The 24,232-nt window shown below is 31.0% G+C and carries 23 protein-coding genes and 1 pseudogene; 4 read left to right on the top strand and 20 right to left on the bottom strand.

Features of this window, described 5'->3' with window-relative positions; genetic code table 11:
• The 14 genes and pseudogenes from KQH81_RS03555 to KQH81_RS03490 all read right to left on the bottom strand — a co-directional run bounded on the left by KQH81_RS03555 (position 1) and on the right by KQH81_RS03490 (position 16,051).
• Positions 1-717 carry a response regulator transcription factor gene (locus tag KQH81_RS03555; protein ID WP_099336111.1) on the bottom strand — a complete coding sequence of 239 codons (717 nt, stop codon included), beginning with the start codon at positions 715-717 and terminating at the stop codon, positions 1-3.
• 41 nt (positions 718-758) lie between these two features.
• Positions 759-1,934, bottom strand: coding sequence for a hypothetical protein (locus tag KQH81_RS03550; protein WP_230028942.1), 1,176 nt, complete (start codon positions 1,932-1,934; stop codon positions 759-761).
• 41 nt (positions 1,935-1,975) lie between these two features.
• Positions 1,976-2,617 (bottom strand): hypothetical protein, encoded by a 642-nt coding sequence (locus KQH81_RS03545; protein WP_230028941.1) that lies wholly within the window; start codon positions 2,615-2,617, stop codon positions 1,976-1,978.
• 140 nt (positions 2,618-2,757) lie between these two features.
• Positions 2,758-3,363 (bottom strand): annotated as a pseudogene (locus KQH81_RS03540) (ATP-binding cassette domain-containing protein); the annotation flags it as partial.
• 177 nt (positions 3,364-3,540) lie between these two features.
• Positions 3,541-4,902, bottom strand: coding sequence for an allantoinase AllB (gene allB / locus KQH81_RS03535; RefSeq protein ID WP_230028940.1), 1,362 nt, complete (start codon positions 4,900-4,902; stop codon positions 3,541-3,543).
• An 11-nt stretch (positions 4,903-4,913) separates the two neighbouring features.
• The gene (locus KQH81_RS03530) at positions 4,914-6,356 is read right to left on the bottom strand and encodes an NCS1 family transporter (protein ID WP_230028939.1); all 1,443 of its coding nucleotides are present in this window, start codon (positions 6,354-6,356) and stop codon (positions 4,914-4,916) included.
• Between the two features lie 140 nt (positions 6,357-6,496).
• A complete protein-coding gene (locus KQH81_RS03525; RefSeq protein ID WP_230028938.1) occupies positions 6,497-7,480 on the bottom strand; it encodes an electron transfer flavoprotein subunit alpha/FixB family protein in 984 nt (327 codons plus the stop codon).
• Positions 7,481-8,275 carry an electron transfer flavoprotein subunit beta/FixA family protein gene (locus tag KQH81_RS03520; protein WP_099336116.1) on the bottom strand — a complete coding sequence of 265 codons (795 nt, stop codon included), beginning with the start codon at positions 8,273-8,275 and terminating at the stop codon, positions 7,481-7,483.
• Between the two features lie 45 nt (positions 8,276-8,320).
• On the bottom strand, positions 8,321-9,484 hold the full coding sequence (locus KQH81_RS03515; protein ID WP_178311662.1) for an NAD(P)/FAD-dependent oxidoreductase: 1,164 nt from the start codon (positions 9,482-9,484) through the stop codon (positions 8,321-8,323).
• A gap of 48 nt (positions 9,485-9,532) precedes the next feature.
• The gene (locus KQH81_RS03510) at positions 9,533-10,768 is read right to left on the bottom strand and encodes a Zn-dependent hydrolase (RefSeq protein WP_178311660.1); all 1,236 of its coding nucleotides are present in this window, start codon (positions 10,766-10,768) and stop codon (positions 9,533-9,535) included.
• Between the two features lie 32 nt (positions 10,769-10,800).
• Positions 10,801-11,562, bottom strand: a complete 762-nt coding sequence (gene allE / locus KQH81_RS03505; RefSeq protein ID WP_027637480.1) for a (S)-ureidoglycine aminohydrolase — start codon at positions 11,560-11,562, stop codon at positions 10,801-10,803.
• A gap of 34 nt (positions 11,563-11,596) precedes the next feature.
• On the bottom strand, positions 11,597-12,829 hold the full coding sequence (gene allC, locus KQH81_RS03500) for an allantoate deiminase (RefSeq protein WP_099336119.1): 1,233 nt from the start codon (positions 12,827-12,829) through the stop codon (positions 11,597-11,599).
• A 21-nt stretch (positions 12,830-12,850) separates the two neighbouring features.
• Positions 12,851-14,203, bottom strand: coding sequence for an allantoinase AllB (gene allB, locus KQH81_RS03495; RefSeq protein WP_027637482.1), 1,353 nt, complete (start codon positions 14,201-14,203; stop codon positions 12,851-12,853).
• A 177-nt stretch (positions 14,204-14,380) separates the two neighbouring features.
• Positions 14,381-16,051, bottom strand: a complete 1,671-nt coding sequence (locus KQH81_RS03490; protein WP_326839252.1) for a PucR family transcriptional regulator — start codon at positions 16,049-16,051, stop codon at positions 14,381-14,383.
• Between the two features lie 225 nt (positions 16,052-16,276).
• On the opposite strand from KQH81_RS03490, the gene KQH81_RS03485 reads away from it, so the two are divergent.
• Together KQH81_RS03485 and KQH81_RS03480 are read left to right on the top strand one after the other, a co-directional pair.
• A complete protein-coding gene (locus KQH81_RS03485) occupies positions 16,277-16,492 on the top strand; it encodes a helix-turn-helix transcriptional regulator (protein ID WP_027637484.1) in 216 nt (71 codons plus the stop codon).
• Entirely contained in the window at positions 16,479-16,922 is a 444-nt protein-coding gene (locus KQH81_RS03480; RefSeq protein WP_027637485.1) for a hypothetical protein, read from the top strand. Before KQH81_RS03485 ends, KQH81_RS03480 begins: the two co-directional genes overlap by 14 nt.
• A gap of 73 nt (positions 16,923-16,995) precedes the next feature.
• Here the strand turns inward: KQH81_RS03480 and KQH81_RS03475 are convergent, their stop codons facing one another.
• Entirely contained in the window at positions 16,996-17,262 is a 267-nt protein-coding gene (locus KQH81_RS03475) for a hypothetical protein (RefSeq protein ID WP_027637486.1), read from the bottom strand.
• A gap of 217 nt (positions 17,263-17,479) precedes the next feature.
• On the opposite strand from KQH81_RS03475, the gene KQH81_RS03470 reads away from it, so the two are divergent.
• A complete protein-coding gene (locus tag KQH81_RS03470; RefSeq protein ID WP_051196139.1) occupies positions 17,480-18,175 on the top strand; it encodes a response regulator transcription factor in 696 nt (231 codons plus the stop codon).
• Positions 18,159-19,214: a sensor histidine kinase gene (locus KQH81_RS03465; RefSeq protein ID WP_027637488.1), complete on the top strand. Its 1,056-nt coding sequence runs from the start codon at positions 18,159-18,161 to the stop codon at positions 19,212-19,214. The genes KQH81_RS03470 and KQH81_RS03465 overlap by 17 nt, the downstream gene beginning before the upstream one ends.
• A 33-nt stretch (positions 19,215-19,247) precedes the next feature.
• Here KQH81_RS03465 and KQH81_RS03460 read toward each other — a convergent pair whose 3' ends face one another.
• Genes KQH81_RS03460 through KQH81_RS03440 form a run of 5 tightly spaced genes read right to left on the bottom strand, consistent with a single transcriptional unit; the run spans position 19,248 to position 24,177 of the window.
• Entirely contained in the window at positions 19,248-19,811 is a 564-nt protein-coding gene (locus tag KQH81_RS03460; protein WP_326839251.1) for an ABC transporter ATP-binding protein, read from the bottom strand.
• A 42-nt stretch (positions 19,812-19,853) separates the two neighbouring features.
• Positions 19,854-20,666, bottom strand: coding sequence for an ATP-binding cassette domain-containing protein (locus KQH81_RS03455; protein ID WP_027637490.1), 813 nt, complete (start codon positions 20,664-20,666; stop codon positions 19,854-19,856).
• A 10-nt stretch (positions 20,667-20,676) separates the two neighbouring features.
• Positions 20,677-21,504 (bottom strand): ABC transporter permease, encoded by an 828-nt coding sequence (locus tag KQH81_RS03450; RefSeq protein WP_206152965.1) that lies wholly within the window; start codon positions 21,502-21,504, stop codon positions 20,677-20,679.
• The gene (locus tag KQH81_RS03445) at positions 21,497-22,480 is read right to left on the bottom strand and encodes an ABC transporter permease (RefSeq protein WP_027637492.1); all 984 of its coding nucleotides are present in this window, start codon (positions 22,478-22,480) and stop codon (positions 21,497-21,499) included. Before KQH81_RS03445 ends, KQH81_RS03450 begins: the two co-directional genes overlap by 8 nt.
• 59 nt (positions 22,481-22,539) lie before the next feature.
• A complete protein-coding gene (locus KQH81_RS03440; RefSeq protein ID WP_207719606.1) occupies positions 22,540-24,177 on the bottom strand; it encodes an ABC transporter substrate-binding protein in 1,638 nt (545 codons plus the stop codon).
• Positions 24,178-24,232 lie beyond the last annotated feature (55 nt).

Below are 24,232 nucleotides of genomic sequence, written 5' to 3'. Positions count from 1 at the left end.
TTACTCATCCTTAACACTTAGTTTATATCCTAAGCCCTTTACATTTATAATATATTTAGGCTTTGAAGGATTGTCTTCTAACTTCTCTCTTAACTTTCTTATATGCACCATTATAGTATTATCAAAACCCTCAAAATCTTCCCCCCATACTTTATCACAAAACTGTTCTTTACTTATTATATAATTTATATTTTTAGCCATATATAAAAACATTTTATATTCTTTAGGTTTAAGATAAATTAACCTACCATTTTTCATTACCTCAAACTTTTGTTGATCTATCTTAAATGGACCAAACTCTAATACAGAATCTTCTTTTTTTGCATTATTCATTATTACATTTTTCTTTAAGTTTATCTTAATCCTTAAAGCAACCTCTTTTGGACTAAATGGTTTTGTTATATAATCATCTGCTCCAATAGATAATCCTAATACTCTATCTATCTCATCAGTTTTGGCTGACAGGAAAAGTATAGGTATATTAGATTCTGATCTTATTTCTCTGCATATGTCATATCCTTCTTTATCAGGCAGCATTATATCCAGTATTACTATGTCTGGACTTACATCATTAAACAGTCTAATGGCTGATTTTCCATCTAAAGCTGTGTATATATTTTTAAATCCTTCTTTCATCAGAACTGTTTTTAAGATATTTAATATTTCTTTCTCGTCATCTATTATTAAGACTTTTTTCTCCTTTATTAAAGATTCCATAAAAACTCCTTATCTCTAGAAATTCAAACCAAATTGTAAGTTTATTGTTTTGATAGATCTACTAACTTTTTACCTTGAATTAGCAATTCATTATAATTATTTTCATTTTCTATGTTTTGAATCGTTTCTTCGCTTATATCTTTATCACTTATATTAAAATATTTTTCTAATATCTCATATTGAGTTCTTCCTTTATTATCTTTACTATCTTCTATTTGATTTTTCCAATCTATATTTAATTCATCCATCATAAGCCCGAGAGCTGACCCAACCTCATATCTCATAGGTCTTTTTAGGTATTCTAGTGACTTAGCTTCTCCATTAGCTATATAATTAAATGCTTGAATAAATGAAATATGGTATGGCGACTTTTCATTAGCAAGTACAGTCAACCTTCCACCAGTTAATTTACTATATTTATACTCCATATATCTAGCAGTACCTTCTATTGCCTCAGTATTAGTTTCATTTTTTAATTGAGGCCATTTTCTATATTTATATCCACGTATCATTGTCCAATCTTTTAAATATTTCTTTATATCATCTTTATTATCTGTTTTTAATCCCTTGTCTAGTAATGAAAATTCAACACCCATTAAAGCATAGTTCTCTTTATTATTAGGATAGTCCTCTATATATTCCTTATCATTTTTATCATATTCCCAATTTTTTTGCTTAAACACATGAAATGATTCATGCAATAAAAACGAGGAAAAATCAAAATATAAATCAGGATTTTCAATCATCTTTTGATTATATTTAAAATAAAAAACCTTTTCTCCCTTTATATCTACAGTTCCAAAGTTTCCTATCATTAGAGTCTTAAATATCTTAGGATCTAAACTACTTAGTCTATAAACTTTAGGTAAATTTAAGTCTTTTGGCAATGTAACTTCAGTAGAAAAAATCCCTTCTTTTATTCCATCCACGTTAACAGCATAGGCATATTTTCTAAGAACTCCTTTATCCTTATAATTTCTTATTAAAATTAGAGGCTTCTTCTCAAAATCATAATCTGGCCATAATTTTTCTCTATTTTCATCAAACTCTTTATATATCTCTGATAATTTATTAAACATTTCCTTATCTACGAAATTAAAATTTTCATACTTAACTTTATAAAATTTATTTATTAAAATATTACCTGTGAAAATCACTAATAATAAGGCTATTAAAATAATAGTTATGATTTTTCCCTTTGATTTTAAAATATTCATATATTCATCTCCTTAATTACACTACTAAAAATCAATATTCTTTAAAATACTTTCTTAAATATATATATATTTACAGCAATACCTAAGATAATAAAAATAACTAAAATTAAATAACATAAATAGTATAAGTCTAAAGTATTGTTTAATAGTATTATGCTTCCTTTGTAAGTACCTATATATATTTGAGGATTTCTAAATGTGTCTACGAAGTTAATATTATTTAAAAGCTTCAATACTTCCTTTGCTAAAAATTTTGCTTCAGACAATACTTTAAACAATATTAAAATCACTGTTGCACTGACTATGGAACTTATACTATCTTTACTTAAAAATGAACATATACTAGTAAATAATGAAAATTCTACATATAATGCTATTATTGTTAGAACCGTAAGAATTAAATATTGATTTATAGTAATACTTCCTTGTAAAAAAACTGGATTTTCTACTATTCTATAGGCTTGAAGATACCCCATATTAGGAAATCCATACTGCATAGCTGTTATTATTCCAATAATAACTATATAAGTGAGGTATATAAAGGTTGGAATTATTAACGCCATCCCTAATTTAGAATACAGTACATTAGATTTCTTTTTAGATGACAATAATATTGTATCTATTTTTGAAAGTCTCTCTTTAACATATATATTTGAAAATATTATAAGAATTATAATACTCATTGAAATGTTTATCAAAGCATTAGAGATCCTAAAATAAAATATCTTATAAAAATAAGTATTTTTATATTCATCTCCGCTGTCCTTTTGTAATTTATCATAAGCCATTTTAGATAAGTCCTTAGCATCTTTATCTAAATTCTCATTATTATTTCTTTTGAGATTTGTTCTATATCTGAAATTATATGAGTTGATAATATTACTATAGCTTCTTTTCCCAGGTTAGATATTAAATTTCTAAACCTATTTCTCTCTTGAGGATCTAATCCAGCAGTTGGTTCATCTAAAACTAATATCTTTGGGTCATTAAGTAAAGCCTGTGCTATACCAACTCTCCTTTTCATTCCCCCTGATAATTTTGACATTTTTCTATTTTTGACTTCATGCAAACCAACCAATGTCAATAATTCTTTAATCTTTACTTCTTTATCTTCAATGTCCTTTAAATCTGCCATATACTCCATAAATTCAATAATTTTAAAATCCCTATATGCGTCAAAATCCTGTGGTAAATATCCAATTAATTCTCTATACTCTGATCCTAATAATTCTATATTCTTACCATTGTATAAAATCTCACCATTTGTAGGCTTAGTAAGTGTAACAATTTGTTTCATAAAGGTTGTTTTTCCAGCACCATTTGCTCCTAATAAACCATATACCCCACAATCAAGCACTAGATTTATATCATCATTTGCTATTTTTTCTTTATAAACTTTTTTAAGTTTAATGATCTCCAGTTTATTCATCCATACTCTCCTTCTATTTAAATCTAAATAACAATTTATATATTACCGAAGCAACCTTATCTATTTATAATCCCAACCTTATCTAAACCTTAAAATTACTAAAATTTTAATATAAATCTTATACCACTAATAAAGGCACCTTAGCCATTAATTGCTAAAGTGCCCTTATATATTTTTTTATCCTTTTTTTATGTATTCTCCTATTGCTGTTCCTATAATCCCATTGTCTTTGTCATATACTAAATTTCCACGTACTAAAGTCTTTATTACTTGACATCCAATTTCTTTTCCTACATATGGACTATGTTTATGCTTGTACTGTAAATCTTCTGCTTTTAGTCTATAAGGACTGTTTGGTTTTAACAAAACAATATCTGCGTCCTTCCCAATAGATATTTCTCCTTTATCTTTTAATCCAAATATTTTAGCCGGATTTGTTGAAAGTATTTTCATCAATTGACATACACACATTTTCCTTTTTTGAACTGCCTCATCAAACATAACATCGAGAACATTTTGACAAGCAGACATACCGCCCCACACTTTAAACATATCATTTTCTTGGTTTCCCTTCATTTCTGGAGGACAAGGAGAATGGTCAGAAGTTAAAATATCAATATTTCCTTTTTTAAGCTGCTCCCATAATTTCTCTACTTCATCTTTATCTCTTACTGGTGGAGAACATTTGGCAACCCCACCTAGTTCTACGCACTCCTCTCGTGTAAGAGCAAGATAATGAGGACAAGATTCTACTGTAACATCCATGCCTTCATTTTTAGCTTTTACAACTTCTTCAACAGCCTCAGCACAACTTAAGTGAACAAAGTGAAGTTTACATCCAGTTACTTTTCCAAAATATAATACCCTTTTTACTGCCTCTACCTCTGCAAAAATAGGTCGTGAATCCATATAAGCATTCATATCTTTTTTACCTTCATTTATTGCATCATCAGCTAATCTATCACATACAACTGCATTTTCACAATGAATAGAAAGAGTCTGATTAAGTTTTTTTAGTTCTACCATTCCTTTATACAATACATAATCATCTATATTTTTGAAATCTCCTGGAACATCAAAACCACATGTGGAAACAAAACATTTATAAGCAACTACTCCTGCTTCATTAAGCTCATGAAGTTTTTCTAAGTTATTTGGCATTAATCCACCATATAGTGCATAATCCACATAGTTTTTTTCTTTAGCACTTGCTAATTTTATATTCACAGTTTCCCAATCTGTAGTAGCTGGCAAATTATTTAATGGCATATCTACATAACAGGTTGTACCTCCAACTGCTAGTGCTTTAGTTCCAGTTTCAAACCCTTCCCATACAGTTCTACCTGGCTCACAAAGGTGAACATGAGCATCAATAACTCCTGGAAGAACATACATACCTTCTGCATCAATGACTTTTTCTGAATCATATAAATCATGACCTATAGAAGAAATCTTTCCATTTTTAATACCAACCTCTATTTCCATCACCTGATTAGGCAAAACTACCTTACCATTCTTAATGACTATGTCATAGCTCATTCTCTTCCCCCCTATTGTGTTAACTTTTCAGTGTTAATTTGTTTTATGCTCTTCTTTTCCTTATATTTGCTAAAGAAATAATATGTAACTGCTGTAGGTATGATACTTGCTAGCCAAGAAACTTCTACAAACATAAGTGAAAATATTACACCTACAATAATTGCCACAATTGCCGGGAAATTAATTCCTTTAAATGGTCCATCTGGATTATAATAATCATTTAAATTTATTTTTTGTTTTCTTAATATATAATAATCAACTACGAGTATAGAAAAAATTGGCCCTAAGAATGCAGAATATGCCAAAATAAATATATTTAATCCTGCAGCAGATGATTCTTTGATAAGTTCCCAAGGAAATGTTGCAAAGGCCGCAAGTCCTACTATTATAGCGGATTTTTTAAAGTTCAGTTTTACAATGTCCATAAGTGCATAAATTGGTGGTAATGCATTATTTAAAAGATTAGTTGTTATCTGTGCAAAAATTATAAATACAAGTGTTAAAATAACAACTAATTTATTAGGTACAATTTGCGCAAAACCTACTACTGGATTCGCAATTCCTGTTACTTTTGTTACTAAAAGTCCAATTACTCCCATAAATACCGTGGCTGGAATTAATGCTAAGCAATAAATAACTCCTCTCTTTCCAGGCCCCATTCCCGTTTTCACTTCTCTTACATAATCACCAACATTGATTAATACTGCACAATTAACACCAATAAAGGATGTTACAGCTCCAAAGAATGGTAGTCCCCAAGATCCTTTAGTATTCATAAGTTGTTCTGTTACAACATTTCCGTGAAGTTTTAAAATTGTGATTAGCATATATGTTAACGCTGCAATAATAATAATTCCTCCGATGTTTTCTATTGCCTTTATTCCTTTAAACCCCAAAGCAGATAAGCCTATCTGGATTAAGTGGAACAGAATGAAGAATAAAACAATATTGTTATAATCAAATAATATCTTACTAACTTCATTCAATGCTGAAGCGCCAACCCAGCTTTGAAATCCATACCATATTACTCCAGGTATGGCTCTACATAAAGATGGAATAAAAGTTCCTTTAAACCCAAAAGAGCTTCTTAATTGTACAACATATGGTATCCCAGTCTTATAACATAATTTATCATTTAACACAAGGCAAACAGCTACCAATGTAGAACCAAGGGCAATAGCTACAATAGATTGTATTAGATTAAGTCCACCTTCTACAAGATTTGACCCCAATGAAAAATTTCCAATAGAAACACATCCTCCAAGCCATGCTAGTAAGTAAGAGGTTCCTCCCATGATACGCTTATTTGCAGGAATTGGAGAAAGACTATCTGTTTCATAGCTATCTGTATCTATATTTTTCATGTTATTATCCATAGATTTATCATTCCTTTCATTTAAGGTACAGAAGGTTAGAAAAACCAGCTGTACCTTTCTATTTGATTTGTAATTCATATATTTTAAGGTATTGATAATTTTTATAAGGCTAGTTACTCCTTATTCTTTGGATCTAATGTCAAAAATATTGTGATTTTGAACCCTGATTTTTTCGATAGAATTACTTCTAAATCTAGTAAAATCAATCTCTAATCTCTTTATAATTCTAAAATGCACTCCAACACTTCTTTCATATCACCAACAATTCCATAATCGGAAATATTAAAAATTGGAGCTTCTTCATTTTTGTTTATAGCTATAAATAATTTTGTATCCTTAATTCCCTCTGTATGCTGAATAGCTCCTGATACTCCTAATGAAATGCATATACGAGGTCTAATTGTATATCCAGTCTGTCCAATCTGATGCTCAAATGGTATAAATCCTGTATCTGCAAGAGGTCTTGTCCCTCCTATAGCAGCACCTAATTTATCTGCAACCTTCTTGAGAAGTTCAAAGTTTTCTTCACTCTCTGCTCCTCTTCCTCCCACTACTACAATATCAGCGGATAAAATACTATCTGTATTATTAGCTGAAGGAAGTGCTTCTATAAATTTAATCTTAGATTCTGGCATAACTATATCATCTAAATAATACACTTCAGTATTGCTATTCTCTATTTTTTCAACTTCTGTATAAACTCCTGGCCTTACTGTCATCATTTGTGGATAATATCCCTCCTTTGTAACGATTGTTACAAATATGTTTTCTCCAAAGGAAGGCTTATTCTGTTTTATGTAAAATGACCCATCTTCTCTTTTATCTACTTTTAATTCTGTACAATCTGCTGTAAGTCCACATTCTAATTTTGCAGCAACTCTAGAAAATAATGACCTACTCATAGTTGTTGCAGGAATTAAAACACTAGATGGTTCTATCTTTTTAATCATTTCTGCAATAACATGACTAACTGCATCATCTTGAAATGAACAATCTGTCTCTGTTTTAACTGCATAGATTTCATCTATTCCAAGTTGTTTTACTTGTTCAATAATTTTTTCACAATCTTTGGCAACTAATAAAGCCTTTATCTTTTCTCTAGTTGTCTTTTTAATTAGATTGGCTGCTGAAACTAGTTCTGCTACAACAGCTTGTAAATTACCATTATAATTTTCTGCAAAAACACAAATTCCATTAGCCATTTAATTTTTTCCTTTCTCATTTTCAATTAATTCTATAATCTGCTTAGCCATTTCTTTTGGCGTTCCTACAAGAATCTCAGCTTTTTTTGTATGTTCTGGTGCATATGAATCTGTAACTACTGTAGGTGATCCAGTTAGTCCTATATCTGATGTACACATACTTAGCTCTTTGTTTGTATAAACATCCATAGGTTTATTTTTAGCTCCACGCTTTGTTCTTAATGTAGCAAGACGTGGTTCATTAGACCCAAAACAAACAGTTACTAATGCTGGAAGCTCACACTGGAGTTTCACTATTGTATTTTTATATTTTTTAACTGCATTTATCTTACAACTTTCATCAGGATTATATTCTATACCTTGTATTTCTGCTACATGGGGTATTGATAAATATTCTGCAACCATTGCTCCTACCTGTCCTGTTGCACCATCTGAGGATAATGCTCCACATAATAACAAATCAAATTTACCATATTTCTGTATAGCCTTAACTATTACTTTTGCTGTTGCAATAGTATCCCCTGCAGCGAAAGCTCTATCTGTGATAATACAACTTTTATCACATCCCATAGCCATAGCATCTCTCAATGACTTTTCTGCATCTGGTGGACCCATTGTAAATACTACAACTTCACCATTAGTTTTTTCTTTTAATCTTATAGCTTCTTCAATTGCATTTAAATCCGCAGGATTAATCATTCCTTCAGAACTCCCACGCACAAGTGCGTGGGTTTCTGGGTCTACAGAAACATTATTTGAAACAGGAACCTGTTTAATAAGAACTGCTATATTCATATTTCCTCCTCATTCCATCACAGTTTTTATAAATCATTTAAACATTTATTTCTCTAATAAACGGCTAAATGCCCAATCCTCTAAAAGTGGAGTCGATTCACCTCTCATAATAAGCTTAGCAAGATCTCTACTTGCTGCTGGAGCTTCTATAACACCATTTCCACCATATCCTGTAGCTAATATATATCCCTCAACAGGTGTTTTCCCTAATATAGGAAGGAAATCTTTTGGTTCAGCTCTATAAGACAACCATGAAGAAACAAGACCACTGTCTACAATTCCTGGAACCTTACACTCTAATTGCTCTAGTAAGAAATCAATAAAGTAATCATCTGTACCACCAGTAGATGGTAATTTATCTGGATCCCATTGTCCTGCATGCATTGGATTATTTAAATCCATTGATAAATGAGATTTACAAATAAAGATATTATCTCCAGCACGCAATGCATAGAATTCAGGATATTTTAAAACTGGGAATGTATATCCTAGCTTCTTTCCTGGAGGACATAAAAAGAATGCTTCTGCTTTTGTATGCCAAATTGGAACATCTAGTCCCACCATTTCACCTGTGAATTTACTCCATGGTCCGGTACAATCAACTACATAATCAAAATCATACTCAGTTCCATCATTAGTTTTTAATCCATTAACTTTATTATCTTTAACTTTAACCTCTGTAACCTCTACGCCTAGTTTTATAATTCCACCATTTGCTTGCATTTTCTTTGCATAAGTATTAGAAATCATGGTACCATCGAAATATCCATCATCTTCAGTGTAACCTGCTCCTAAAATATTTTCTGTAGAAATATCTGGTAGAATCTTTTTGATGCGTTCTTTATCAGTTATATATTCTCCTGTATAACCTGCTGCTTTCGTTAAAGCAATACCTGTTTTAATTACTCTTTCTACCTCTTCATTAGTAGCAACTACTAATGTTCCTGTTTTATCAAAACCCGCAGATCCTTTTTCTTCTTGCTCCATTTTTAAATAAGATTCAAATCCATAAAGCCTTACATCCCAATATCTATTTCTTAAAGAGTCATCAAATAAACATACAGTACCAGCTGATTTTGCTGTAGATGCCCCCCCTATTGTGCTCTTTTCAAATAAAACTATTTCTGCGTTATCATAAAGACTTAAGTGATATCCAAGTGCTGTACCTGATATACCTCCTCCAATAATTCCAATACGTATTTTTTCCATAAGTTTATCCACCTTTCTTCTTATATTTAAACTAATTATTTGATAAAACTACTCTTTATCTATAGCAAGCACTGTGTTTAATAATACCTGACATCCCTTTTCAATATCCATATCTCGTGTAAATTCATCTCTTGAATGACTAATCCCATTAACACTAGGAACAAATATCATCCCTGTTGGAAACCTCTCCGCCATCACTAAAGAATCGTGGAAAGCTCCACTTGGAACTATTTCATAATCAAATCCTAATTCTCTAACTGAATACTCTATTTCACTTTTTACCCATGATGACATTGGTGCTGGTTCATGGTAAGAAATATTGCGAAATGTATATGAATTTACTGATTCGTCACAAACCTTTCTAAGATATTCTGTTAATTTTTTTTCTATTAAAGAGATAATCTCATCATCTTGGTCTCTAATTTCTAAATTTAATGTACAAATTCCCGGAATAACATTTACAGAATTTGGTGAAACCTTTATTGTACCCACTGTAGCAACAGTAAACTCATTCCCATGCTCTGATACAATTCTTGGTACCTGTGATATAAAATCAGCTGCCGCTACTAAGGCATCCTTTCTGTCTCCCATAACTGTACTTCCAGAATGATTTGACTCTCCACAAATAACGATTTCATATCTGCTAACACCAGCTATGGATGATACAATTCCTATAGAAGTATCTTTTTTATAGAGTGATGCTCCCTGTTCTATGTGTAATTCTAAAAAGCAATGAACTGAATCTTTTTTTCTTTTAGCCTTATGAAGCTTAGAAATATTAATTCCATATTCGCTCATAACTTTACTTCTAGATTCTCCATACATATCCACATCATTTTCATTAATCATAGGATCCACTCCACATATAGCACTACTTCCCAAAAGTCCATTGCTAAATCTAAAGCCTTCCTCATCAGTAAATACAATAATCTCTATAGGGTGTAACAATTTATAATCATTCTCTAGAAGGGTTTCACATACACAAAGACCTCCTACACATCCAAGAACTCCATCATACTTACCACCATCTGGCACTGTATCTAAATGAGACCCGATAACAATAGCTGGAAGACTAGAATGTTTTCCTTCCATTCTAATGATAATATTCCCAGCCTCATCTATTCTTGGTTCAAGACCTAAAGCCTTGAAATATCCCATAAAAATTTCTCTTCCCTTAATGTCTTCTTTAGAATACGCCACTCTACTATGTGTCCCGTCCTCTTGAACACCACATTCATAAAGCTCATTTATATGAGAAATGACTTTTTTAAAATTAATTTTCATAGCCTCATTCCCTTTATTAATTTTTGAGTTTTCTATATTTCTGGATCACGGTTACAGTCTTTAGAGTAAATATAGGCAAATGGTTCTCTTCCAACTCCATAAGCTGCTTGTAAAGAATATGCACTCATAAACATATAATCTTCTTTCTCAACAGGTATCCATTCATTGTCTAGATTATAAACTCCTTGTCCAGTTAAAACATAAGCGCCATGTTCTTGATAGTGTGTTTCAATAAACGGATGGCAAGCCCCTGGTTCAAATGAAAGAATATGCATGTTCATATCAAAGGCTAGATCTGTTGGTAATAAGTCTTTAATTAAAACATTTTTCATATCCTCATAAATTCTATATTCCATTTCATTTACATTTCCTGTAACAACCCATGTTTTCATATCATCAAGCTTTTCATATCTTTTTTTGTATAAGAATAATCTGCAAGGCTCTTTTTCAGTATTTTTTAAATACATTTTTTTATCTGGAGGACAATATAAATATCCACCTGCTGTAAGTTTAAATGATTCATCATCTGCCGATGCCGTAACATTTCCTTCTATGCAATAAACAAAGGTTTCTACCCCATTTCCTCCAAAGCCTTTTTCGTTCTTTCCATCTGGATTCATTTTAATAATATAATCAACGAAACCGGCACCTAGCTTAGGAGATGCAAGAATTGTCATTTCACATCCTTCAAATCCAGGAACAATATTATTTACCCTTCCTTCTGCAGAAATCAAAGCATAATTATTTTTCTTTACTATTGATCTATTTGTTAATAATCCTTTTGGATAAGCCATTTCTATTCCTCCTATTCCTTTTTTACCTAATAAATTACTTATATGCTAATTGATATATGCTATCAACTAATATCTCAACCCCTTTTTCAAGATACTGAGGAGCTGTATATTCTTTTGGATTATGACTAATACCTCCTCTACTTGGAACAAAAATCATTGCCGTAGGAATTTGTTTTGCAATGAGTTGTGAGTCATGTCCTGCTCCGCTATTCATGACCCTATAATTAACTTTTCTATCAACACAAACTTTTTCAATACAAGCCACAATCTCTTTGTCCATTTGAACTGGTGGCTCGTCCATCCACATATGAATATCAACTTCAACATTACATTCTTTTGCTGTCTCATTCATAAACAAAACTATTTCATCTGTGTATTTTTTTAGAAACTCTTCATCTGTATGTCTTATATCTAAAGAAAATTCTGCTTTTCCTGGAACTACATTTCCTACATTAGGTTTTATTTCTATAAAACCTGCAGTTGCAACTAATGGGCTTCCATATGCCCTTGCCTTATCTAAAATGTTACTAATCATTTTGCTTGTGGCATAAAATGCATCTCTACGATATTCCATTGGGGTTGTTCCTGCATGATTTGCAGTACCTGTAACCTCAACCTTATATCTTCGCTGTCCAGCAATACTATCTACTATTCCTATTTCTTTTCTTTCCATTTCCAAGATGTTTCCCTGTTCTATATGCGCTTCCAAAAATGCCTTCACATCACTACGTTTATCTCTTGATGAATTTCTAAACTCAAACCCAGCCTTATGCATTGCATCTGTAAAAGCTATTCCATCTCCGTCCTGAATATGTTCTACTTCTTCTTTGTCTCCACATCCCAAGAAATTTTTACTTCCCCAAAACACAGTAGGAAATCGTGATCCCTCCTCTTCCGCAAATGACACTACTTCAATATTGCGGCAAGCTTGACCATACTTATCTTTAAGCTGACTCAAGGCTACAATCCCTGCAATAATTCCATACATTCCATCATACTTTCCTCCATTTATAACTGTATCCACATGTGAACCCGTCATAATGGTTTCTTCTGGATTTTTATTACCTTGTATACGCCCATATAAATTACCCACTTCATCAAAATATGTAATTAATCCCTCTTCCTCCATAATCTTTTTTAATTCCATCTGAGTGTCTAACCACTCTTTAGAATAAAGAAGACGGGTAATTCCTCCTTTTGAATCAGATGCTTTATCAGCCACACGTTCAATTAGCTGAGCTATCTTCTCCTGTAAAACTTCTGACAAATATTCCACATCCTTTTCATATCATCTTTTTGGAGTTATTAGCTTCCCTATTGGTTCTGATACTATTTTCCCATCTTTATAAATTGTTGTACCTCTCAAAATTGTCCTAACAACTTGTCCATGAAAATTACAATCCACATATGGACTAACTTTGTGTAAATAAAATAAGTCTTCTGACTTTAATGTATACTCTTTATTAAGGTCAACCAGTGTAAAATCTGCATCATACCCTATTTCAATTTTTCCTTTTCCTTTAATCCCAAATACCTCATTAACATTTGATGCTGTTAATCTAGCAATTTTATGTAGTGGTAATTTTCTATCATGGTAAGCATGCTTCAATAATCCTGCCAGAGTTGTCTGACAAGCTGAAATTCCCCCCCACACATTTAAAAATTCTCCTTCTTTCAGTTTTGGGTCACAAGGTGAGTGATCAGATGAAATAAATGTAATCTCATCATTAAACAACTTTCCCCATAACTTTAACTGGTTTTCTGCATCTCTAATTGGTGGTGAACATTTTCCGATAGTACCCATGCGTTCCACATCATAATCTGTAAGATACAAATAATGTCCAATTGTCTCACAAAAAACATCTACACCTCTTCTTCTTGCCTCAGTCACTAGTTCTACACCTTTAGCTGTACTAATATGTGCAATGATTAATTTACATCCTGTTTCTTCGGCAAAACTAATCACCCTTGATATACTTTCTATCTCTGTAATTGGCGCATGTGCTGCAAAATAATCCCATACTCCTGTTTTGCCATCTTTTCGTGAATTTTCTGTCAACATACTAGTCAGTTTATCGTTTTCACAATGAACCATTAATGGTAAGTCTAATTTTTTCAATTGCTCCATTCCCTTTAGGAATGTATAATCATCTGAACCTGGAAACTCATCGATACCACTAAAACAATCAAAAGCCTTAAACCCAATTACTCCACATTCAGCAAGTTCCTCAAATTTATCCATGTTATTTGGTGAAAATCCACCCCACAATCCAAAATCACAAAGGGAATCCATTTTTGCTATTTCTAATTTCGCTTGAAAAGTTTTTCGGTCTAATGTGCAAGGCGAGCTATTTAAAGGCATATCAAAATATACAGTTCCACCAGCTGCAGCAATGGCCTTGCTACCAGTTTTAATAGTTTCCCAATCCATTCTTCCAGGAGAGTTGAAATGTACATGTCCATCTGTTGTAGCTGGGAAAATGTGAAATCCTAATGCATCTATTATTTCATTAGCATCTCCTGATATTTCGTCATTAATTTCAACGATTTTCCCATCATAAACGCCTATATCAGCTTTCTTTACACTATCATTAAAAACTACTATTCCATTTCTAATAATCAGATCGTAATTCTTTTGCAATATCTTCACCTCCATATTATATTTCTCAATTTTCTTTATTTTCTAAATATAATTTCTATATTTAGAATTATAAATAAATTTTTAACAATTTTCATCGCCAGATATAGATAAAAAAAGAAAGATATTTTATCTATATGGGATAAAATATCTTTCTATATAATTATTGATGCTGTTTTACTAAATCAAATTTTTATTATGTTTTTCAATCATTTTATATACAATCAATCCAATTCTCACTGCCAGTACTTCACTAGGATTATTAAAATCAATTCCTGTAATATTACTTATTTTGTCCATCCTATAAGCTGCAGTTTTATAATGAATATACAAATCATCTGCTGCCCTCTTAAGGTTTTGGTTTCTATCTAAATAAGCTTTAAGTGTAAGAAGTAAGTCATCTCTCATATTTTTTTTATAATTATACAATTTCTGAAGGGATTCTGGAACATACTCTAATAACTCAGCTGTATCATTTATCTTACAAAGCAATTTAAAAATCCCTAAATCAGAAAATAAAATAATTTCAGATCCAATACTTGAAATTTCGTTAGCAACATCAACAAAATTAAATGCATCATTGGCCTCTCGAAAGCTTCTTGAAATATTTATGATTCCATCTACTACATTTCCAATTCCCACTTTTACTTTTAAATCATTGTTGTGCCTTTCAATATACTTTTGAATTTTTTCTACTATAATTTTTATTTCTTTCCTATATTCTTCTTGTTTTTGATCTAGGTTTATCTCCTGAATAACTATTACTCTATCCAAATCATTCTGAATTCTAGCATTTACAAAATACATAAAAATAGCGTCATTTAAAATATTAGTATGTTGGGTCTTTTTATTAAAATCTAGATATGATTCTTCTTCATTCTTAAACCCTAAAACAATTGCTCTATAATTCCCCTCACTCTTAATGCCAAGAATGTTAAGACTTTTCTGTAATTGATCTACAGAATGAATCTTCCCATTTAAAAGATTATGCATAATGTCATTCTGAAATTTTTTCTCCAACTCATTAATTGCATATTGTCTAGAGTATTCATGATATAGAGCAGTGATTGCATTTTCAATAGCAATAAAATCCATAATATCAAGGATTTTATTTATTTCTGTAATAACTAAGTATAATTTTACTCCTAAAGTTATATTTAAAAATGTTAAATATTGATTCCTTATTTCACCTTCAATGGTTATTTTTTGCTTTAAATATGTATTATTAGAATAAAACCCCACCTCATATATTTCTGAATTATCTCCTATATCTAGATTAAGTATTTCATCACTAGTAGTTTCTAAACACTTCATATTCTGATTAAAAATCGAAACTGGATTATGAATGAGTTTAGAAAGAACCTCTAATATTCTTTTTATTTCATTCTCTGTGGAATTCAATGAAAATAGAAGTGCACTGAAATTATCATGTGTTGTTTTAAAGTATTTTAACCTTGCAACTTCCTCATTAAATATATGTTCCATAATTATACTCATAATTTCTCTAAAAGATACTTCAAATGGGACTTCTAAAACAGGTATAGAGTAAGCTTCTGCAAATTCCATTAATAAATCAATTTTATTATCAGCAAATTCTACATTTCTTCCTCGTTTTAGTATAAGTGCACTGACATTTTTTTGCGTAAGCTCTCTAAAATATCCCTTAAATGTTTCTATCGAGCAAGATTTAAAGGCGTATAAACCAGTCAATAAAACTTCTCCACCTTTAATAAATTTTACTATATCTGGTGCTTCAATAATTGTTACTCCTTTAATCTCATTATCAATTCCGCTTTTACCAGCAAGTATTTTAGCGTTTTTTAAAGTTTCTGTTCTTAATAACTCTCGCACACTAAAGTTCATTTTAGCACCTACCTTCACTTATTCTTCATAAGAATTTTAAATACTCTTACATTTCTTACTATAAGCTCTCATCTTTTCAATTTCAATTTATTTTCAATATTTGTACTAATCATATCATAATTTTTATCAAAATCTTGTAAAGGAAACTTGACATAACCTTCTCAAAAAGTTATTATATTTATGTAAAGTTACCTTGTCAATGGAGGTGATAATGTGAAAAATAGAGTTGAAACATTAAGAAAAGAAATGGGATTAAATCAAGAAGATTTTGCTAAATTACTTCGTGTATCTAGACAAACTATTAGTTCCATTGAAAGAGGAAAATATAATCCTTCTTTAGACTTAGCTTTTGAAATTTCAGATTTTTTTAGAAAACCTATTGAAGAAATTTTTATACATGAAAGGATTGATAAATATGAAAAAAAGTAATTTATTTCTAGGGATCTTATATCTCATTGCTGGTATCCTTTGCCTACTTGCCGCTATCTTTTTTAAAACTATTTTTCAAAGCTTACTATGTGGATTTGCAGGGGCATTTATTATACCTGGAATAACCATGTGTTATAAATACTTTTACTGGTCCAAACCTGAAAACAAAGAAAAATATAATGAAAAAATCGAAAGTGAATATATCGAGTTACATGATGAGCTTAAAGAACAATTAAGAAATAAAAGTGGAAGATATGCTTATATTGCAAATTTGATTATTCTTTTATTTTCAATAATTATATTTTCAATTCTTTCATTTTTATATGCATCTATAGATATTAAATATATTGTTGTATTTTTAAGTGGACTTTTAGTTTTTCAATATATTTTAGGTATTATTATTTATAAAAAACTTTTAAAAAATTTCTAATATACAGAATCATATTGTATTTTTATTGAATCTATAATAGTAAAAGCAGTTAATGTTTAATAATTAACTGTTTTTACTTAACAAAAAATCCGACTATCAATATACTACCCGAGATAATTATAATAAAACTGATTAGCATAAATACTCCATCAGATTTATTTTTTGTTTTTCTATATGACTCTATGTAAGTCATAAAGTAACTAATTCCTATCATCGTCATAGCAATAGAACTTACAAATTCACTTAATGAATTTTTTAAAATAAATCTAAGTATGAACCATATAACTATTAGTACCATTATTATTGATGAAAAAATTTCTTTAAACTTCTTATTTTCCATATTATATCTTAACCCCCAATTATACTTATTTTATTATACTATAATATAAAACACTTTAATTTTATTTTTATCTTAAATATAATTTATACAAAATATCATGAAATTTTAATCTGTTTATTGCAACAAAATAATCAATATAATATAATTTAGTTAGTCCGAACTAACTAATATCCTACAATTAATTTACTTTATATGAAAAAATAAATTTTTAAATGAGGTGCTTATTATAAATACTATTTTAGTTGTTGATGATAACGAAGAAATTTTAGATATTATTTCATATCATCTAAATAAAAAAGGGTATCATGTTATAACAGCTACAAATGCTGACCATGCAATGAATATCGTAGAGCAAAATGAGATTTCCGCTGCAATTTTAGACGTAATGATGCCTGGAAAAGATGGTTTTTATTTATGTAAATCCATTAGAACTAAGCATTATTTCCCTATTTTATTTCTAACCGCAAAGGTACAAGAAAATGACAAATTAGAAGGATTGGAATGTGGAGCAGATGACTACATGGTTAAACCTTTTTCTGCTAAAGAACTACTAGCTAGAATTGATTCCTTAATAAGAAGATGTACTCAATACAATTTAAAACAAAAAGATTCTATAATACAAATAGCAAATCTCAAATATAATCAGTTGACAGGAATTATTTCTATACACGGATATCAACTCGATTTGACAGATATCGAATACCGAATTTTAATCCTTCTTATAAATCAAAAAGGAGTGTCCTTAAATACAGAAATGATTTATAAGAAAATTTGGGGTGAAACTTTCACAATTTCTTCAAATAACAATGTAATTGTACATATCAAAAATCTACGAAGAAAAATAAGTGCTTTTGATAAAGAGGTAGAATATATACACACAGTATGGGGGAAAGGATATGCTATTTATGTCTAAGCCTACTCCTTACGGACTTATTCCTCAGTTTATATATAAAACAATTAAGTATGCATTATGTTTATTGGGTTTATTTATCTCAATATATTTAATTGGTAGCTCAATCATTGACTATTTTGCCAAAACTGAAGTTAGTCCAAATACACTCCATGTCTATAAAGACTTTTTATTTTTTTCGGATTTATTATTTTGTTTTTGCATTTACGTCATACTTATGATTCGTTTTTTATTAAAACAGCAAAAGTATATTGCCTATCTAATAGATATGATTCATTTGATAAAAGGTGGCAACTATACAAATCAAACAGAAATAAGAGGAAATAATGAATTATCTCATTTAGCAACCCATATTGACGAATTAAGAAAATCAGTGAGTATTGACAAAGAAAATCAAAAAATTCAAATCGAAAAGGAGCAGAAATTATTAACTTCTATATCTCATGATTTACGTACTCCTCTCACTACTTTAACTGGTTATTTAGAAATTTTGCAAGATGAAGATTTTCAAGATAAAAAGAAACGTAAAAAATATTTGATACATTGCTTAGATCGTGCAAAACAACTTGAATATCTAATTAATACAGCTTTTGAACATTTTTATCTTACTGAAAAAGAGAATTGTGAAATTGAACTGCTTCGATGCAATTCATATCGAAGTCTATCAAATATCATTCATAAATGCACAGATATTTTGAAACAAAATGGATATTCTATTCATTCTGAGCTTCCTAAATGTCACTATTCTATGGTATATGATATACGAATGATGGAACGATTATTTGACAATGTCTTTACAAATATTGTGAGGTACGCTGATACTACTCACCCCATTTTTATTAATGGTGAATTAACCAAAGACACTCTTAAAATTTATGTAAAAAATAAAATTGGATTAACTTTTAATAAAAACAAAAGCACCGGAATAGGCTTACAAAATTGTAAAAAAATCATGAAGATACATGATGGAGATTTTTTTTCTGAGATTCTTGATGATAATTTTATTGTTTCAATTATATTTCCTATACAAAATAAAGGATAACCGCATAAAATTTCTCGGTTATCCTTTGTTTTTTTACAAGTTACACTGCATTTCTTTTATAGATAAGATGCGGTCACATAGTTTGGCAAGCAATTCTGTTTCATGGCTAATAACCATAAGTCCAATATTTCTTTCACGGCAAATTAGCATAAGTTCTTTCCAGATTTTCGCTTGAGTTACTGCATCCAACATGGTCGTCATTTCATCAGCAATTAAATATTTTGTATTTGGTCCTAAAGCTCTTACAATACAAAATCTTTGCATTTCACCTCCAGATATTTCTACTGGAAATCTCCTATACCATTCATCTTTTATTCCAAAACGATCCAACGTTTTTTGATCAGGATAATAGCTTTCTGTAAGTGAACGATACATATGCCATTTAGGATTCAGAGCCTTTTCTGGATGCTGATAAATCATTTGAACTGGTTGACAACTTCCTTTTATAAACGATTGACCATCAACGGTTACCTTACCTTCAATTGGTGATAAATAATTAGCCATTATTTTAGCAAATGTGCTTTTTCCACAACCGCTATAGCCAGAAATTCCAACAACTTCTCCTCTTGTTAATTCAAAATTTATATTTTGAAACAACCATTCCTTTTTTTTTATAGTAAAACCCTAAGTTTTTTGCAGCTAAAGACATTTGTTCACCTCCTTGCTTCGAATAAAGTCATTGGTAGGTAAACAATTCCAAAGAGCTTTGGTATATGGATGAGAAAGCTTTTCTCCATACCCATCAAAGCAATCAGCATTTACGGTTTCAATTGCCCGTCCATCTTGTAGTACAGTTACTCTATCACTAATTGATAATGCAGATACAATATCATGTGTAATAAGCATTACCGCAGCTCCGTCATCCGCAAAAGTTCTAAGTTGATTTAATATAGCACTTAAAGCCTCTGGATGAATACCTGGTGTAGGCTCATCAGCAATTACAAGTTTAATTCCTTCTCTTACGCTAGTAGCAAATAAAATACGTCTCAACATTCCTCCAGAAAGTTCAAAAGGATATCGTTCCCTATCCTTTTGTTTCAGTCCATATTTCTCTAACAACTGCCTTTCTATTTTCCCAGCACTTTGCTTTGGCAATCCAATTTTAATCTGTTTACCTACCTTCATAAGAGGGTCTAAATAGTTTACTGACTGAGGAATAAAAGCAATTTCTTTGCCTCTTAATTGCTCTTTTCTTTTTTCAGTTAAAGGTTCTCCCATATATGTCATACATCCAGTACAAATTGCGTTATATGGTAATATTCCTAATACAGCGTGAGCAAGAAGACTTTTACCTGACCCACTAGCCCCTATAATCGCATGCACTTCTCCTGCATTAAGCTGAATACTAAGCGAACTAATAGGCGTAATCATTTTTTGTTTCAAACCTTTTACATATTGAGAAAAAGATACAGATAAATTTTCTACAAATAAAACACATTTATTATACTTCATGTTACCCCTCCTATTGATTTGCACTGTTGGGATTAATAAGTATTCTAAACTGTTCACCTATGCTGTCAAAGCTTTCAACAACTAAAATAAGCATCAGCCCTGGAAATACCGCTAACCACCAATCTCCCACAGAAATATGCTTTACTGCCTCTGATAGTATTAAACCAATGGAAGGAGTTTGAACTGAAAGTCCAAATCCCAAAAATGTAATAGCAGCTTCATGAAGAATTGCATGAGGAAATAATAGTAAAAAACCAACCATAATTTGAGGTAATATATGCGGTAAAATATGCTGAAATACAATAAATGTCTTAGACTTTCCAAGGTTTCTTGAGAGTTTAATATACTCACTGTTTTTAATACTCATGACTTCATTACGAATAATTCTAGTAAGTGATGGCCAATGAGTTAACCCAACTCCTAATATAACGCCTTTTACTCCGCCACCTACCATGAAAGAAATCAATATAATAAAAACTAAATGAGGCATACCAATAAACATATCTACAAACCATGAAATTACTGCATCTGCTTTCTTACCAAAAGTTGCTGCCACAATTCCTAAAATACTTGCAATGCAAGCACCTACAAAAGCTCCAATAAATCCTACAACCAAAGATAACCTTAACCCCTTTAATGTTCTTGTAAACATATCTCTTCCAAGCCAATCTGTACCAAAAATGTGGTTCCATGAAGGCGGAAGGCTTTTTTGAGCAAAATTAGTAACTAAATTATTATCACTTAGCAGATAACTAAGTATTAATGCTATCAAAATAATCCCAATTGATAAAAGAAGCGAGAAAACAAGCTTGCTTCTTGCATTATGTTTTTTAATCAAGCGAATTTCCCTCCTTTAACCTTGGATTGATAATAGCATTTAATATATCTGCTATCATGTTTCCTGTAAAAACAAAAACAGCACTTACTACTACAATGCCCATTAAAAGCGGAAGATCACTTTTCAATCCTGCCTCGGTTAAAGTAGATCCTAATCCTGGATATGAAAAAACCTGTTCTGCTAAAACCGACCCTCCAAATAGCTCGCCAAAATAGGCAAAGTGAAGTGTGATTGCAGGAAGTGCAACATTTCTTATTCCATGGTTTTTTATAATTTCCCATGACCTTTCCCCTCTAGCTTTTGCAAACAAAATATACTCTGAATTTAAGACATCAATCATCTTTTCTCGTGTATGTAACGTTACATTTGCAATCCCTAGTACACTTAAAGTTATTATAGGCAATATCATATGATGTATATGATTCCATAATGTAACCTCACTGCTCATTACCCCAATTGGTACAGATATTCCAATAGGAAACCATCTAAGCCAAACTGAAAATATAATCAGTAGCATAAGGCCAAGCCAAAAAGTTGGTACTGATGCCTGTATATACGATAAACATTTTATTATTTTATCTAAAGGCTTGCCTTTTTTCACTGCTGCTAAAATTCCTAAACAAAAACCTATTACACCAGACAAAATCCAAGAGATACCCATAAGTACAAATGAGGCTGTAAATTTCTCAGAAATAATATTAGAAACTGGTCTTCTGTATATTTTAGATGTACCCATATCTCCAGAAGCAAAGTTTTTAAGCCATGTTAAATACTGTTCCTGAGGAGGGTTATTGAGCCCCCAGTATTCTTCCAGTGCTTCACGCTGCTCTGTGGTAATTGACACATCTCCACCTATATATGCAGAGATAGGATCTATTGGTGAATTATACATCATAATAAAGGTTAAAATTGATAATCCAATAAGAAGAGAGCAGCCTCTTAAAAACTTCAATCCAAGGAATTTTAATTGTTTCACCTACATCACTCCTTTAAAAAGAGTGTAGTGAAATTCCACACCACACTCTTAATTTTTACTTATTTTACAGTAGCATCTGCATCCCATGTCCATTCTGCAATATTAGCTAAAAGTGCCCATTCATGCCCATGTGCATGAACTGGTTGTTTCCCAACATTTATTCTACTATCTCCTAAATAAATGTGATCCAAACGAATTAACCACACAAATGGAACATCTCCTAATCCACTAGCACCAGTTTCTCCATTCCATTGTGCAAGTTTCCAATACTTATTTGCTTCTTCCATTGTATTGGAATGCAAAGCTTTTTCCATGTATTCTGTCACAACTGGATTATTGTAATAAACAATATTATTGTAGGAAATACCAGCACCTTTTGGGTCATGCATAGTATAAAACTGATGTGGATGATGTCTTCCCCCTCCAAAAAGAGTTGGATTTGAATGCATTAATGTTTTCATTTCATCCCAGTTACTTCCCACTAATTGTATATCTATACCAAGTTTTTTTGCTTGCTCTGCTACTACAATTGCAATATTTGTTCTAACAGCATCAGCAGATGAATGATATAGCTTGAATGAAGCCTTTAAACCATCCTTTTCACGAATACCATCTTTGTCAGTATCTACCCATCCAGCTTTTTCTAATATTTCTTTTGCTTCTTCAATTCGATTGTCTTCAATAGCTGTTTCTTCATTCCACCAAGGCATTTTATCAACTAAAGAATAAGCTTTTTTACCATGTCCATTTAAAACAGTATCGACGATTTTCTGCCTATCAAAACCTATATACATTGCTTTTCTAATTGCGATATCAGAAGTAACATCATTTCCAATTGGATAACCTTGAGGTGTTTTCCCGTATCCACTTTTCTGTGTAGGCATAGATATCCCTCTAACGTCATTGCTTTCATGAGAAAATAACTTAAACCCATCTATCTTCGTATCTGCAAATTCTGGCAAAGCATAAATCATATCTACTGTTCCATTTTTTGCTGCAGCAAGTGCGGCATTTTCATCAAGGAATAGTAATGTAAACTTTTTAAAGTGAGGTTTCTTTCCATGATAATAAGGATTCACTTCAAAAATTGCCTGCTGATCTTTATCCCACTGTACCAGTTTATAAGGTCCAGAACCAATAGGATTTTCAGAGTAATTATCATCATAATGGTCTTTAGGCAGAATTACGATTTCAGTTAATTGAGCAAAAAAAGTGGAGCGTGGCTCTGAAAGATGAAAAATAATTGTTTTATCATCTTGAATCTCAATTTTTTCAAGGAAACTAAGATCCCAGTTAATACCATCTTTTTTCAACATCTCGTATGTAAATTTAACATCTTCCGGAGTAACATCTTCTCCATTTGAAAACTTAAAATTATCGTTTAAATGAAATGTCCAAGTTAAACCATCATCACTTACTTGATATTCTTTCGCATAATCTCCAACAATTTTTAAATCTGATGTCTTCTTTAACAATGTGCTGTGAATAATTTGAGATTCACTCATAATACCCCATCTTTTTCTAGGATCAAACTCTCCATATGGACGAGTTCCCATACTTATTATAAGTTCATCTTTAATTTCTGATTTGTCCTGATTTGAATTAGTTGTAGTTTTTCCTCCGTTAGCACACCCAGAAAAAATGCCTACAGCTAGTAAACCAGTACAAAATAAGCTTACAAAGTTTTTAAGCTTCATAATTTTCCCCCTTTCAATACATTAGTTATAACTAACTACACTAAAATTATATATA

The sequence above is a fragment of the Clostridium cadaveris genome (assembly GCF_020911725.1).
Lineage (GTDB): Bacteria > Bacillota > Clostridia > Clostridiales > Clostridiaceae > Clostridium_X > Clostridium_X cadaveris.
The sequence above is the reverse complement of the archived record's forward strand: the minus strand, read 5'-3'. Positions and strand labels throughout refer to the sequence as shown.